Here is a 15,933-nt window from a genome sequence, read left to right on the forward strand (position 1 = left end):
AGTTTTTAAAAATACGGTGTTAAATTATGCGAGCAGAAATAGAAACATTAGTTGATGAAATCCAGAAAGCAATACAATTGCTAAGGGGGCATCTTTGACTGGGATCAATCACTAAAGCGTCTCGAATATCTTAATCAAAAAGCAGAAGATCCATCATTATGGGATGATGCACAACGAGCACAGGATATGATGCGTGAGCGTCAACGTCTTGATGATTCAATCAATGGTCTTTTATCATTTACAAAAACACTTGAAGAATGCATTGAGCTTATTGCGATGGGCGAAGAAGAAAGTGATGTTGAAATTATCGCTGATGCAGAAAGATCAATACGTAATCTTAAAAATGAGATAGATAAAAGGCAAATTGATGTACTTCTTTCAGGAGAAGCAGATCCGAATGATACCTATTTAGAAGTTCATGCTGGAGCAGGGGGAACAGAAAGCCAAGATTGGGCTTCTATGCTCTTACGTATGTATATGCGCTGGGCTGAACAGCATGAAATGAAGGTTGAAATTTTAGAAATTCATGATGGAGAAGAAGCAGGAATAAAGTCAGCGACTATTCTTGTAAAAGGGCATAATGCTTATGGAATGTTAAAAACAGAATCAGGCGTTCATCGTTTAGTGCGGATTTCTCCATTTGATTCGAATGCAAAGCGCCATACCTCTTTTGCAAGCATTTGGGTTTATCCAGTTATTGATGACAATATTGAAGTTGATGTTTCAGAGGCAGATGTGCGTATTGATACATATCGTGCATCGGGAGCAGGAGGACAACATGTTAACACGACAGATTCCGCTGTTCGCATCACGCATATAAAAACGGGTATTGTTGTTCAATGTCAAACAGAGCGCTCTCAACATAAAAATCGCGCTACGGCTTGGTCGATGTTGCGTGCACGGCTTTATGAAGAAGAGCTTAAAAAAAGAGAAGAAGAAACCAATGCTGCTGAATCTTCTAAAACAGAAATCGGATGGGGACATCAAATTAGATCTTATGTTCTTCAACCCTATCAGCTTGTCAAAGATTTGCGTACAGGAATTGAAAATACGGATCCACAATCCGTACTTAATGGTAATTTAGATGCATTTATAGAGGCAGCACTCGCACGGCGCATTTATAGACAAGACAAAAAAATTGAGGATATTCGTTAATTATATATCCTTCCTTCAAGCCATGTAGATTTTTTCTTAAGCTGTTCGTTTTATTGATGTTGTGATGTTACGATAGTCCTTGATACTTTAAAGGTTTAAAGAGGGATTTTCTTGTTTCTTTCTTCATTTTTTTTCTCACACGCCAATTCTGCTTATGATATTGCAAGTGATAGGAAGAATCTGAAATAAGAAAAATTTGGGATATTCGGGGGACTAATATAAATGTAAAACAATTCATTATCCTTATAAATCAATATATTGTAAAAATTGAATCCGTTGAAAAACTAAAATCAATTAAGGAGGATAACTTTTGCTTTTTAAGGCAAATCAAACACTCAATTTACAAGTTACCATTATGATATAAAAGTGTTGCAGTAGCTAAAACATTTTCAGCATGCCCAGATACGCTTACTTTACGCCATTCTTCTGCTATTATTCCATTTGCATCAATTAAAAAAGTGCTCCGTTCAACTCCCATATATTTGCGTCCATACATGCTTTTCTCAACCCAAACACCATAAGCTTCGAGGGTTGTTTTTTCTTCATCAGAAACCAAGATGACATCAAGTTCATGTTTTACTTTAAATTTATCATGTTTTTTTACATTATCTGGAGAGATTCCAATAACAGAAACACCGATTTCATCAAATTTCATCTTTAATTTTGTGAAATCAAGTGCTTCGCTTGTGCAACCACTGGTGTCATCTTTTGGATAAAAATATAAAACAACAGACTTTCCTTTAAAGTCAGAAAGACATACCATCTCTCCTCCATCGCGCGGCAAATTAAAATCAGGAGCAAGAGCACCTTTCATTGGTCTTGTCATTATTTTCATCTTTCTTTCTTGTGTAACAGGTATAAGATATCAGAGTACACAGAAGAAAAGAACTATTCAACTCTCTAGAATATTATTGTTTTGAAGAGACCTTTATTTCCTAACAAAACTCGCCCTATCACAACAATTGAATTGAAAGAACAAGGTCGACAACATAAACAAAACAGCAAAAGATTATACTGGTTTCATCACAACATGTTTTTTCTTACCAAAAGAAAGTTTAACGGTTCCTTCTGCACTGACATCCCCTTCAATAATAAGATGTGTTTCATCCTCAATAATTTGATCATTTACACGGACCCCCCCACCTTGAACGTGTCGGCGTGCCTCACTATTAGATCTAGCGAGTCCTGCTTGTACTAAAAGAGTGAGCAATCCAACACCTTTTTTTAATTCTGAGGCATTAATTTCAACAGTTGGAAGATTTTCTCCTAGAGTTTTTTCTTCAAACGTCTTGCGAGCTGTTTCTGCTGCTGCATCAGCAAGAACACGTCCATGCAACATTGCTGTAATTTCTGTTGCAAGAATTTTTTTTGCTTCGTTAATTTCTGTCCCTTGTAATAGAGAAAGTTTAAGAATCTCATCCATTGGCAATGGAGTATAGAGCTTTAGAAATCGTGTTACATCAGCATCTTCTGTATTGCGCCAGTATTGCCAAAATTGATAAGGTGAAAGCTTATCCGCATTCAGCCATACAGCCCCATTCAATGATTTACCCATTTTGGCACCGGAAGAGGTTGTCAGCAATGGTGATGTTAACGCATATAATTGCGGTGTTCCTAAACGATGCCCTAATTCGATTCCGTTAATAATGTTGCCCCACTGATCAGAGCCCCCCATTTGCATACGCAATCCATAACGTTTATAAAGTTCAACAAAATCATAAGCTTGCAGAATCATATAATTAAACTCTAAGAATGACAAAGAGTGCTCACGCTCAAGTCTGAGTCTAACGGAATCAAATGACAACATACGATTGACAGAAAAATGTTTTCCTACATCACGCAAAAATTCTAAGTAGTTTAAATTGCATAACCATTCCGCGTTATTCACAATACAAGCATCGGTTTCTCGGTCACCGAATGTCAAATAGTTAGCAAATACCTTTTTAATACCATCAATATTTTCAGCAATATCATTTTGTGTCAGAAGGCGTCGCGCTTCATCTTTGAAAGAAGGATCACCAATCAATCCAGTTCCTCCACCCATTAAAGCAATGGGGCGATGACCTGTTTTTTGTAACCAATAAAGCATCATAATCTGAAGAAGACTTCCAGCATGTAAACTCGATGCTGTTGGGTCAAATCCAGTATAAGCGCTTACAGTTTCTTTTGAAAAAAGATCATCTAAGCCTTTTTCATCTGAAATTTGGTGGATAAAACCACGTTCGCTCATAATGTGTAAAAAATCAGATTTAAAGGCAAACACAGATTTAATTTCCTAATTTAAGAGTGCATTATTTTATAGAATAGGCGATTATATAATGAGTTATTAATGCGTTATCTATCATAACTGACACACACCTCACAAGAGAAAGAGACATATTGGTAACATAAAGATAATAATACAGGTATTATTTCCTTTTTACGCTAAAAAAGAGACTTATCAGTGATAGAAAACAGGTATGCTGTTATTCTCATTTCTATCCTGAAATAAAATTTAGAAAAATTTTAAATGCAAACGGAAAAAATTACTTTGTTATGATCAGAAACGACTTTTGCTAATTTTTTATAAATCTATCGTATTTTCCTAAGTTAGTGAAAGTATTTCAGGAGGAGGAGCGAGAAGTTCATTGGAGATATGGTTATCCAAATAGTGGGCACATCGCTCAATAAGTTCTTCATGACATCCACTGAAAAAGTGATTAGCCTCTTCTAATATTTCTTGTGTGATGATGATACCTTTTTGTGTTTTTAATTTATCGACAAGTATTTGAACATCTTTTGGAGGGGAAACTTTATCGATACCGCCATGAATGATAAGCCCAGAGGAGGGACAAGGTGCAAGAAATGAAAAGTCATAAACATTAGGCTGAGGGGCAACTGAGATAAATCCCTCAATTTCCGGTCGGCGCATTAAAAGCTGCATACCAATCCATGCTCCAAATGAATATCCTGCTACCCAACAATTTTTAGAGTCTGGATGTTGTGTTTGCACCCAATCGAGAGCAGCAGCAGCATCTGAAAGTTCTCCTATTCCATAATCAAATTCACCCTGACTACGACCAATACCACGAAAGTTAAAACGTAAAGTTGTAAAGCCACGTTGTTGGAACATATAAAAGAGGTCATAGACAATTTTATGATTCATAGTTCCACCAAATTGGGGATGAGGATGCAAAATAATCGCAATGGGTGCATTTTTTTGTTGTGAAGGTTGATAACGTCCTTCGAGCCGACCCGCAGGACCGTTAAAAATAATTTCTGGCATAAAATGCTCCTTAAATGCAATAAAAGGCTTTCATTGATCTTGGTCGACTTTTACCATAGAATCTCTTAAATAATTATTAGATATTCTTTTTTTAGTGCACTTTTCAAGAAAATTGCGCTATTTTTTTAATCAATTCATAAGATTAATGATTGCGATGTAAAATGGTTATAAAACGCCGATATTTTGATCATAACGCAACAACACCACTCAAAAAAGTGGCACGAATAGCGTTACTGGAATCTTTAGAAATATTTGGTAATCCATCATCTGTTCATAAGGAAGGGCGTGCGGCTAAAACTTTGTTGCAAAAGGCTCGTCGGCAAATCGCTGAAAATCTTAAAACAGATCCAGATCACGTGGTATTTACCTCTGGTGCGAGTGAAGCCGCAATGACTTTGTTAACACCCTTTTACAATATGGGGAATGCAAAAGTTAAATTTTCTCGTCTTTACCTTGGAGCGACTGAACATCCCTCTGTGGCAGAGGGAGGACGTTTTTCTAAAGAGTTGATAAGCGTCATTGCTGTTGATCAAGATGGGCTCATACAACAAGATAAATTAACATCACTCTTAACGGTTCATGATAAAACAAAAGGTTTACCTCTTGTTGCTATTCAAGCTGCAAATAGTGAAACGGGTGTTATTCAACCATTAACAGAAATCGCCGCTATTGTTCGGGATTTAGGAGGCACTCTTATTGTTGATTTGACACAATATGTAGATAAAAATTTTGTGGATATTAATCAGCTAGGAGGAGACTTTTTTATATTGTCTGCACATAAAGTTGGCGGTCCGAAAGGAATCGGTGCTTTTGTTTCATGTGGTAATCTTCTCATGCCACACCCTCTTATTACTGGGGGAGGACAAGAAAAAGGTCTCCGTGGAGGAACAGAAGCATTGCCCCTTATTGCTGCTTTTGGGGCAGCAATAACTGATTGCTTCACACAGGAGGAAATAAAACAGTTAATATATTTACGCAATAAATTAGAAGATGGACTACAAAGAATAAGTAAAAATGTTGAAATTTTTGGCAAAAGAGTTCAACGTTTGCCAAATACAACTTACTTTACCGTGAAAAATATAAAAGCTGAAACGATGCAAATTGCTTTTGATTTAGAAGGGTTTTCTTTATCATCCGGCTCTGCTTGTTCTTCGGGAAAAGTAAAACAAAGCAAAGTGTTGGAGGCAATGGGGTATCATGTTCCAAATGGTGCCATTCGCATTTCGCTAGGGCGTGGCACAACTTCTGAAGATATTGATGATTTTCTGTCGTTTTTTTCTCAAATTATAAGCAGGAAAAAAGGGGAAGGTTTATCATCAGAAAGTTATAAAAATTAGAATTATTTTAAAAATAAAATAAGTTTGATTGAAATTTTTGCACTTTACCTATAGCCTAGAGATAACTTGCTTACTTTAATCTTGTAAAAAACAAGACTTTAGTTACCGGTTTTTGACGCCAAAAAATGGAGAAAATTTATGCCGGCAATACAAGAAACGATACGCCAAGTACGTGAAATAGATGTTGACCAATATAAATATGGTTTTGAAACCAATATTGAAACCGATAAAGCTCCAAAAGGCTTAAATGAGGATATTATCAAATTTATTTCCGCTAAAAAACATGAGCCTGAATGGATGCTAACATGGCGCTTAAAGGCTTACCGACGTTGGCTGACAATGCAAGAGCCTCATTGGGCGCGTCTTGAATATCCTAGAATTGATTTTCAGGAGCTTTATTATTATGCTGCTCCAAAAAATCATACAGGACCAAAATCTTTGGATGAAGTGGATCCTGAGTTATTAGCAACGTACGAGAAACTTGGCATTCCCCTTAAAGAACAAGAGATTTTGGCAGGAGTAAGAAAACAGTCTGATCCCTCCACTTTTGATGACAGTATGTCTGTATCGGGGCAGGTGGCTGTTGATGCAGTCTTTGATTCTGTTTCTGTTGTAACAACATTCAAAAAAGAGTTGGCACGCGCCGGTGTGATTTTTTGTTCTATTTCAGAGGCGATTATTGAACATTCTGAGCTTATTAAAGAATATTTAGGAACAGTTGTACCTATAAGTGATAATTATTATGCGGCCTTAAATGCAGCTGTCTTTACAGATGGTTCATTTGTTTATATTCCCAAAGGGGTTCGTTGTCCTATGGAGCTTTCAACTTATTTTAGGATTAATGAACGCAACACTGGCCAATTTGAACGAACATTGATTATCGCCGCTGAAGATTCCTATGTTTCTTATCTTGAAGGGTGTACAGCACCCCAACGTGATGAAAACCAACTTCATGCTGCTGTTGTTGAGCTTATTGCCCTTGAAAATGCAGAGATTAAATATTCTACAGTACAAAATTGGTATCCTGGCGATAGAGATGGAAAGGGTGGTATTTATAATTTTGTGACGAAGCGTGGAGATTGTCGAGGTGATAGCTCTAAAATTTCATGGACACAAGTTGAGACTGGTTCTGCGATTACTTGGAAATATCCATCCTGCTTACTCCGTGGTGATAATGCGCGTGGAGAATTTTATTCTATTGCCGTTGCAAACGGTCATCAACAAATTGATTCCGGTACAAAAATGATTCATTTGGGAAAAAATACTTCCAGTCGCATTATTTCCAAAGGTATTTCTGCAGGTTTTTCAAATAACACGTATCGAGGACAAGTCACAGCTCATCGAAAAGCACAAAATGCGCGTAACTTTACGCAATGTGATAGTTTGTTAATCGGGAATGATTGTGGTGCACATACAGTTCCTTATATTGAAGCAAAAAATGCAACAGCTCAGTTTGAACATGAAGCCACAACATCAAAAATTTCTGATGACCAACTTTTTTATGTTATGCAGAGAGGAATTCCCGAAGAAGAAGCTATCGCATTAATTGTAAATGGTTTTGTAAAAGAGGTCATTCAAAAACTTCCCATGGAATTTGCTGTCGAAGCACAAAAGCTTATTGGTATTAGCCTTGAAGGTAGTGTTGGATAATTTTATTTAATTAGATAAATAGAAGACTTTATGTAAAAAGGCTGTAACAGTAGCATATAATGCTAAAAATGACCTCTATGCTAATTACAAAAGTAGATGGATGCTAAGGCAAAATAATCCGCATCTGTATCTGAAAAAACAGCCAAAACAGGATTAAATTATGTTAGAGATAAAAAATTTGCACGCCCGTATTGCTGAGACCGATACAAAAGTTATTCGTGGTTTAAACTTGACAGTTCAAGATGGAGAAGTTGCCGCTATCATGGGACAAAATGGAGCCGGAAAATCAACTTTGTCTTATTTACTTGCTGGTCGTGATGATTATGAAATAACAGAAGGAGATATTCTCTATAATGGGCAATCACTTTTAGAAATGGATCCAGCAGAACGTGCTGCATATGGTGTTTTTCTTGCATTTCAATATCCAATGGAAATACCAGGAGTAGCAACAATGGAATTTTTAAAAGTTGCGATGAACTCTCAACGCAAAGCACGAGGTCACGAAGAACTTAAAATTCCTGAATTTATAAAATATGTTAAAGAAGTTTCAGCCAAACTTGAAATAGATATGGATATGCTAAAGCGTCCATTAAATGTAGGTTTTTCAGGTGGAGAAAAAAAACGCGCTGAAATTTTACAAATGGCACTTCTTGAACCTAAACTTTGCATTTTAGATGAAACGGATTCTGGTTTAGATATTGATGCACTAAAAATTGTTGCAGATGGTGTTAACAAACTTCGGGATTCAAAACGTTCATTTCTGGTGATTACCCATTATCAACGGCTACTTAATTATATTATTCCTGATACGGTACATGTTCTTTATAAAGGACAAATTATCAAAAGCGGTGATAAATCCTTAGCGCTTTATTTAGAGGAAAATGGGTATGCTGATCTTATCAGGGAAGCGGTTTGAGGTTATTAAATATGAATGCACAGCAAAACTTGTTAGCGGTTGAAGAAAATATCCTCAGTAATTTTAATCAGTATGTAAACGACTTACCTGGTGATAAAGCTGTACAGGAAATCCGCAAGAAAACTATTGAGCAGTTTCAAATGACACGGCTTCCTTCCCGTAAAATCGAAAGATGGCATTATACCAATCTGCGTACCTTACTGAAGTCTATTAGCAATTTTTCAAAAGTTCAAGACAATCAATTGGTTGATGCATTGCTTTCAGAAAGTGCTGTTTTCTCCATAAACAATGGAAAAACATCGATAGAGTCAAAGGTAGACAATATTACAGTAAAACGCCTTTCAGACGCATTAGAAGATAATTCTGTGCAGATAAATCAAAACATTTCTGATGAAGATTTTATTGGACAGTTAAATACAGCTTTTGTTACAGATGGTTGGCTTTTTCACATCCCTGAAAATACAAAGTTAAATATACCCATTGAATTACAAAATATACAAATGGGGGGACAATCTCATATTTTTTCGGATATAAAAGTTGATAAAAATAGTCAAGTTATGTTTATTGAACATCAGGTTGGCAATGATAAAGATACCTTTGTCAGTTCAATATTTTCATTAAGTATTGCTGCTGATAGTGATGTTACGTGGATTCTCATTCGCAATCGTGATTTTAATTCTACACAATTTGGTCGATTTTGTGCTGTTCTTGATCAAAGAGCGAAGTTATCACTTTATGTCATTAATATAGGGAGCCAATTAAATCGCCAAGAAATCGATATTGAATTACAGGGAGAAGAATCTAATTTTCAATTACGCGTCATAAATTTATTATCAGGACAAACACATAGTGATCTTACAATGACTGTTCGTCATGTGGAAGAAAAGTCAACATCAACCGAAATTATACGCAATGTGGTTACAGATAAGGCTGTTGGTGTTTTCCAAGGAATAATACGTGTTTCTCAAAAAGCGCAAAAAACAGATGCACGCATGGCTTGTAATAGCCTTATTCTTTCAGATGATGCAGAATTTAATGCAAAGCCTGAACTGGAGATTTTTGCTGATGATGTTGCGTGCGGTCATGGTGCAACAGTTGCTAATATTAATCATGATTATCTTTTTTATCTTATGGCGCGTGGTATCCCATTTAAAACGGCTCGTGCACTTTTGATTAAAGGATTTATCTCTGAGCTCATTGATGACATCAAGCAGGATAAGATTCAAATCGTTTTGGAGAATATCATTAGTAAATGGCTTGAAAAAAATGTTTAAGGTAGAAAAAATGGAAAATAACGTACAAACATTTACTTATAATGTCGAAGAAATTCGGCGTGATTTTCCTATTTTGCACCATCAAGTTTATGGAAAGCGATTAGCATATCTTGATAGCAGTGCTTCTGCCCAAAAACCAATGTCAGTACTCAATGCAATGAATAATTATTATCACTATAGTTATGCTAATGTGCATAGGGGAATGTATTTTTTAGCCAATATAGCAACACAATCTTATGAAAATTCTCGTGAAACCGTTCGGGTTTTTCTAAATGCTCAAAAAGCTGAAGAAATTGTTTTTACGAAAAATGCAACAGAAGCTATTAATACTGTTGCTTATGGTTGGGCGATGCCAAAACTCAAAGAAGGTGATGAGATTGTTCTAACGATCATGGAACATCATTCAAATATTATTCCTTGGCATTTTCTCCGTGAACAAAAAGGTGTTAAACTTATTTTTGTTCCTGTCGATGAAAATGGTGTTCTGCACATTGAAGATTTCCAAAAGGCTTTAAGCGAAAAAACGCGGCTTGTTGCTATAACGCATATGTCCAATATATTAGGAACTGTGCCTCCTGTTAAAGAGATTATTAAACTAGCACATCAAAATTCTATTCCGGTTCTTGTTGATGGTTCTCAAGGAGCAGTACATTTAACCGTTGATGTGCAAGATCTCGATTGTGATTGGTATGTCTTTACAGGTCATAAGCTTTATGGTCCCACTGGTATTGGTGTTTTGTATGGTAAAGAAGATAGATTAGAAGAAATGCGTCCTTTTCAAGGGGGAGGGGAAATGATCGAGGAGGTAACAACCGATAAGGTGTTTTATAATGCTCCTCCTTACCGTTTTGAAGCAGGTACCCCTCCTATCGTTGAAGCTATTGGATTAACTGCGGCTATTGATTATATACAAGAGAAAGGTCGTAGCACGATTCATGCCCATGAGAGGTCCCTTTTAGCTTATGCGCAGGAAAAACTTAAAATGGTTGAGTCATTGCGTATTTATGGTCATTCTCCCAATAAAGGAGCTATTATATCATTTACAATTGAAGGAATTCACGCCCATGATATCGCTATGTTTATTGATAGAAAAGGGGTTGCAATACGTGCGGGAACTCATTGTGCACAGCCTTTATTACAGCGCTTTGGTCTAACATCTATTTGCCGCGCATCGTTAGCCATGTATAACACTAAAGAAGATATAGATCAATTGGTAGAAGCATTGCAAGAAACAAGGACATTTTTTAATGGCTGAATTAATTGAAGAGCGTCATTCTACAGAATCTGTTGAAACTGTAAGTGAAAATAAAAAATCTTACATATCAGCAATTCCAGCAGATGAAATTGATCGTATGACGAATGATATTATTGCTGCTCTTAAAACAGTTTATGACCCAGAGATTCCTGCTGATATTTATGAGCTAGGACTGATTTATCGTATTGATATTGAAGATGATCGTTCAGTAAAAATTGAAATGACTCTTACAGCACCGGGATGCCCTGTTGCTGGTGAAATGCCGGGGTGGGTAGAAAATGCAGTCAGTGCAGTTGAAGGGGTTTCGTATGTTGAAGTCACTATGACTTTTGATCCACCATGGACACCTGATTGTATGTCAGAAGAAGCTCAAATTGCTGTCGGATGGTACTAAAAGTATTGTTAAGAGACTCTAATTTAGCCATTCATGAATAAGCTGTTTATTTTTCACAAGCATTTGAATTTAAGGACGATCGCATGAGTTATAATAAACAAAAACTAGAACTTAACTGGATTGGAAAAGAAAAACGCCCAAAACTAGAGCCTCGTATCTTATTAGAGGATCTTGAAAAATCTTATCACGCTTCGCATCAAATATCATCCCAAGATATTTTTGATAATAAACTTATTTTTGGTGACAATTTGCTCGCGCTCAAAGCGCTTGAGAAAGAATATACGGGGAAGGTAAAATGTATCTATATCGATCCACCTTATAATACAGGCAATGCCTTTGAACATTATGAAGATGGTTTAGAGCATTCCATATGGCTCAGTCTTATGAGAGACCGGCTAGAATTGTTACATCATTTACTGGCGGATGATGGAAGTATCTGGATATCAATTGATGATGATGAACAAGCCTATCTTAAAGTGATGATGGATGAAATTTTTGGTCGCCAAAATTTCATCAACAATATTATTTGGCAAAAGAAATATGCTCCACAAAATGATACAAAATGGCTTTCCGATAACCATGATTTTATCATGGTTTATGCCAAAGATAAAACGATTTGGCGCCCTCAATTGCTTCCTCGTTCAAGCGATATGGATGCGCGCTATAAAAATCCTGATAATGATCCTCGCGGTCCTTGGAAATCAGATAATCTTTCAGTTAAGACTATGAATTTAAAAGATGTTTATGAAATCATCACACCTTCTGGGCGCAGTGTGATGCCTCCTGCTGGAACGAGTTGGCGCGTTAGTAAACAAAAATTTGCTAAGCTATTAGAAGATAATCGTGTTTGGTTTGGTCCAACAGGAAGTAATGTTCCTTCTATGAAACGTTTTTTATCAGAAGTAAAAAATGGTATGGTTTCAATGACGATTTGGCTCTATACAGAAGTGGGACACAACCAAGATGCCAAAAGAGAAGTCAAAGTTTTTAATTCTGATAATGTCTTTACAACTCCCAAACCTGAGCGGTTAATGGAACGCATCATTCAACTTGCCACTAATCCTGGTGATCTTGTTTTAGATTCTTTTGCGGGTTCCGGCACAACCGGTGCTGTTGCCCATAAAATGGGAAGAAAGTGGATTATGATTGAACTTGGTGAGCATTGTCACACCCACATTATCCCTCGTTTAAAACAAGTCATTGATGGAACTGATCAAGGGGGAATTTCCAAAAGTGTCAATTGGCAAGGTGGCGGTGGATTTCGCTATTATCGCCTTGCACCTTCTCTGTTACAAAAAGATCCATGGGGACAATGGATTATTAGTCGCGAATATAATGCTGCGATGCTTTCAGAAGCAATGTGCAAACATATGGGATTTACCTACGCACCTGATGAAAATCATTATTGGATGCAAGGGTATTCAACCGAAACAGATTATATTTATGTCACAACAAGCGCTATGACCCATGAACAACTCCGTATAATGAGTGAAGAGGTAGGCTCTCATCGCACGTTGCTGGTTTGTGGTACAGCCTTTGATACAAAATCAGCATCCTTTGAAAATCTGACACTCACTAAAATCCCCCGTGCAATATTAGAAAAATGCGAATGGGGAAGGGACGATTACAGTTTAAATGTAGCCAATCTTGAACCAGTGATTGTGGTAAAAGAAAACAACAAAAATAAAGATATTGCGCAAGCAGAATTAGATCTATTTGAATAATATATAAAAAGCGGAGTTTTTCATGAACACTGTTGAAAAAAGGATTTCTGCTCGCTTATCGTTACGTGATCCTCAACGTGAATCTTTAAATATTTTGGTAAAAATCTTAGAAAATATAGAGCTTTCTAAAAATGCTGATTTGGTTGCAGAGTTAGAAGTGATAAAAAATCTTTATCCTTCTGTGCAAGATTTTGAACGAAACTTTCCCTCTTTTTGTTTTGCCTTAGCAACGGGTGTTGGAAAAACGCGACTTATGGGGGCTTTTATTAGCTATCTTTATTTAACAGGTCGTAGCCGACATTTTTTTGTTTTAGCGCCAAATTTGACTATTTATGAAAAGTTAAAACAGGATTTTAGTCCCCAAAGTCCAAAGTATGTTTTCAGTGGAATGAGTGAATTTATTGCCAATAGACCCGTTATTATTACAGGTGAAGATTATGAAAGTGGTAAAGGTATTCGCGTTGATGAACACCATTTTGAAGGACAAAAGCGTTTGTTTGAGAATAGAGATACGGCCTTTATCAATATTTTTAATATTTCTAAAATTAATACAACAGATAATAAAAAAGGCGCACTAAAATCTAGTATTCCGCGAATTAAACGCTTACAAGAAACGATTGGTGAAAGTTATTTTGATTATCTCGCAAATCTTCCTGATTTAGTTTTGTTAATGGATGAAGCACATCGTTATCGAGCTTCTGCTGGTGCGGCAGCAATTAATGAGTTAAAACCTGTTTTAGGAATAGAGCTTACAGCGACACCAAAAACAATAGGTGCAAAACCCGTAGATTTTAAAAATGTTGTCTATAGTTATTCACTTGCAGAGGCTATGAGGGATGGTTTTGTAAAAGAGCCTGCTGTTGCTACACGTAAAGATTTTCAACCTCAAAATTATACATCTGAACAATTAGAACATATCAAATTACAAGATGCAATTCATGCCCATGAAAACGTGAAAGCAGATTTAATTGTCTATGCAAAAGATTATAACAAAAAGTTCGTTAAGCCTTTTATTTTAGTTGTCGCTCAAGATACAAATCATGCACAGAAATTGCGTGATTTATTGGAATCAGATGATTTTTTTGCAGGAGCTTATAAGGGAAAAGTTATAGAGATTCATACAAAACAGTCGAATATAGAAGAAGATCAAAATATTCAAAAGCTGATTGCAATTGAAGATTCTCATAACCCAACAGAAATTGTTATTCACGTTAATAAATTAAAGGAGGGGTGGGATGTTACTAATCTCTATACTATTGTACCGTTGCGTGCATCGGCTTCAGAAATTTTAACAGAGCAAACAATTGGGCGCGGATTGCGTTTGCCTTATGGGTATAGAACAGGCGTGGAAGCTATTGATCGTTTAACAATTATTGCGCATGATCGTTTTCAAGATATTATTGATCGTGCAAACGATCCAAACTCAATTATAAAAAAGCATATTGAGATTGGAAGAGAGGGGGATGTACCCTCTGAAAAGTCAGATATTGTGACGGTTCCATGTCAAGTAGAAGCTTTATTGATGCAAACGATGGTAACACGTAATTCCGATATAAATGGAGCATCTTCTGATTTACAAGGTATCATATTACGTCATACAGATTCCCCTACATTAACACCTGAAGAGCAAGATATTGTAGCGATCGCGTGGGATCTTATCAAAGAGAATGATAAATTGCCAAGTTCTCAAATGCTTTGTTCTGCACAGATACAAGAAAAAATTGCTAATAAAGTTATGAATATTAAGCCTTCATCACAAAAGTCTCTTGTATCAAAAGTGGTGACAATTCTGACAAAACAATTAACAGAACTGATAATAGATATTCCAAATATTATACTCATACCTTCGCGTGATGTTACTTATGGTTTTTATGATTTTGATTTAAAAAATCTAGAAAGCTTAAATTTTCAACCTGTTAGTAAAGAACTTTTAATTCGAGAATTGCGTACCCATAAAAGCATTTTTCTTACTTCTAAGAATGAATATGTAAAAGAGCCTTATCTTGAAAACTACATCATTCGTGGTTTGATTGATAATGACTTTGTCGATTATGATAACCATACGCTCTTATTACGAAAATTAGCTAGTCAGATAGTAGAACATTTCCGATCTTATTTACCCAATGATACAGCTGTTGAGAACGTATTAATTCACTATCAGCACAAGCTTACTAGTTTTATTGTTGCGCAATTAAGAGAACATCAATGGGAAACGCAAAAAGATTATGCGGTTAAAGTTACACGAGGTTTTGCAACTTTATCACCTATCCATTATGTGTTACCGCAAGGGACGTCTCCTCTTGATTTTCGTAATATTCCTGCCATTAAAAGTGATATTAAAAAACTTGTATTCAGCGGCTTTAGAAAATGCTGTTATCCTTTACAAAAGTTTGATTCAGTAGAAGGGGAATTACGATTTGCTCAAATATTAGAGGATGATGCACAAGTCTTGAAATGGATGAAACCCGCTCGAGGTTTTTTCAGAATAGAATATGATAAAGGATCGACTTATGAACCGGACTTTGTTGTAGAAACGAAGGATGCCAAATATCTTTGTGAGCCTAAAAAAGCCTCTGAAATGCAAAATCCTATTGTTTTAAAAAAGAGAGAAGCTGCAGTTCAATGGTGTTGTCATGCAACGCGCTATGCGGCGACTTATGGCGATAAAAAATGGTATTATGTTCTTATTCCCCATGATGCTATTAAAGCAAATAGTAGTTTTGAAGGTTTGTGTGCAGAGTTTACCATTTCAGAATCTATACTTGAGAGCTCGTAACTTTTTGCTTCAAAAATAAAACACATAAGTTTTTTAATTGACGGGTGTGAGGTTTAATCAAATGTTTGAATAATTATTTTTAACTTTTTTCTAACGACGTTAAAATAAAAAGAAAAATGTATAGAAAAGTTATACAAGATTATGCTTTTGTATGGGGATTTGTAGCACATTTACAATTTTTTATAAA

The 15,933-nt window shown here is 36.1% G+C and carries 12 protein-coding genes; 9 read left to right on the plus strand and 3 right to left on the minus strand.

Features of this window, described 5'->3' with window-relative positions; all coding sequences use genetic code 11:
* Nucleotides 1–26: 26 nt before the first annotated feature.
* Nucleotides 27–1,155 (plus strand): peptide chain release factor 2 gene (prfB, locus tag ACFIKN_RS01085; RefSeq protein ID WP_375637636.1). Its coding sequence is split into 2 segments (ribosomal slippage): nt 27–95 and nt 97–1,155, totalling 1,128 coding nucleotides; the frame shifts between segments, so codons are not numbered across the junction.
* Between the two features lie 340 nt (nt 1,156–1,495).
* Here the strand turns inward: prfB and ACFIKN_RS01090 are convergent.
* The 3 genes from ACFIKN_RS01090 to ACFIKN_RS01100 all read right to left on the minus strand — a co-directional run bounded on the left by ACFIKN_RS01090 (nt 1,496) and on the right by ACFIKN_RS01100 (nt 4,420).
* A complete protein-coding gene (locus ACFIKN_RS01090) occupies nt 1,496–1,981 on the minus strand; it encodes a peroxiredoxin (protein ID WP_273791260.1) in 486 nt (161 codons plus the stop codon).
* Between the two features lie 183 nt (nt 1,982–2,164).
* Nucleotides 2,165–3,418, minus strand: a complete 1,254-nt coding sequence (gene tyrS / locus ACFIKN_RS01095) for a tyrosine--tRNA ligase (RefSeq protein ID WP_375631146.1) — start codon at nt 3,416–3,418, stop codon at nt 2,165–2,167.
* Nucleotides 3,419–3,739: 321 nt separating this feature from the next.
* Nucleotides 3,740–4,420 carry an alpha/beta hydrolase gene (locus ACFIKN_RS01100; protein WP_273791258.1) on the minus strand — a complete coding sequence of 227 codons (681 nt, stop codon included), beginning with the start codon at nt 4,418–4,420 and terminating at the stop codon, nt 3,740–3,742.
* A gap of 161 nt (nt 4,421–4,581) precedes the next feature.
* Between ACFIKN_RS01100 and ACFIKN_RS01105 the strand changes: the two genes are divergently transcribed.
* From ACFIKN_RS01105 to ACFIKN_RS01140, 8 genes are all read left to right on the plus strand, one after another.
* On the plus strand, nt 4,582–5,757 hold the full coding sequence (locus ACFIKN_RS01105; protein WP_375657773.1) for a cysteine desulfurase family protein: 1,176 nt from the start codon (nt 4,582–4,584) through the stop codon (nt 5,755–5,757).
* 138 nt (nt 5,758–5,895) lie between these two features.
* Nucleotides 5,896–7,407 carry a Fe-S cluster assembly protein SufB gene (sufB, locus tag ACFIKN_RS01110; protein WP_375657774.1) on the plus strand — a complete coding sequence of 504 codons (1,512 nt, stop codon included), beginning with the start codon at nt 5,896–5,898 and terminating at the stop codon, nt 7,405–7,407.
* Between the two features lie 160 nt (nt 7,408–7,567).
* Nucleotides 7,568–8,323, plus strand: coding sequence for a Fe-S cluster assembly ATPase SufC (sufC, locus tag ACFIKN_RS01115; RefSeq protein ID WP_273791255.1), 756 nt, complete (start codon nt 7,568–7,570; stop codon nt 8,321–8,323).
* An 11-nt stretch (nt 8,324–8,334) separates the two neighbouring features.
* Nucleotides 8,335–9,597, plus strand: a complete 1,263-nt coding sequence (gene sufD / locus ACFIKN_RS01120) for a Fe-S cluster assembly protein SufD (RefSeq protein ID WP_273791286.1) — start codon at nt 8,335–8,337, stop codon at nt 9,595–9,597.
* A 10-nt stretch (nt 9,598–9,607) separates the two neighbouring features.
* Nucleotides 9,608–10,852 carry a cysteine desulfurase gene (locus ACFIKN_RS01125; RefSeq protein WP_273791254.1) on the plus strand — a complete coding sequence of 415 codons (1,245 nt, stop codon included), beginning with the start codon at nt 9,608–9,610 and terminating at the stop codon, nt 10,850–10,852.
* Entirely contained in the window at nt 10,845–11,246 is a 402-nt protein-coding gene (locus ACFIKN_RS01130) for an SUF system Fe-S cluster assembly protein (protein WP_273791253.1), read from the plus strand. The genes ACFIKN_RS01125 and ACFIKN_RS01130 overlap by 8 nt, the downstream gene beginning before the upstream one ends.
* Nucleotides 11,247–11,329: 83 nt before the next feature.
* Nucleotides 11,330–12,970 (plus strand): site-specific DNA-methyltransferase, encoded by a 1,641-nt coding sequence (locus tag ACFIKN_RS01135; RefSeq protein WP_375657775.1) that lies wholly within the window; start codon nt 11,330–11,332, stop codon nt 12,968–12,970.
* A gap of 22 nt (nt 12,971–12,992) precedes the next feature.
* Complete coding sequence (locus ACFIKN_RS01140; protein ID WP_375657776.1) at nt 12,993–15,746, plus strand: DEAD/DEAH box helicase; 2,754 nt, start codon at nt 12,993–12,995, stop codon at nt 15,744–15,746.
* Nucleotides 15,747–15,933: the final 187 nt, after the last annotated feature.

This window comes from Bartonella sp. CL436QHHD (assembly GCF_042195105.1).
Lineage (GTDB): Bacteria > Pseudomonadota > Alphaproteobacteria > Rhizobiales > Rhizobiaceae > Bartonella.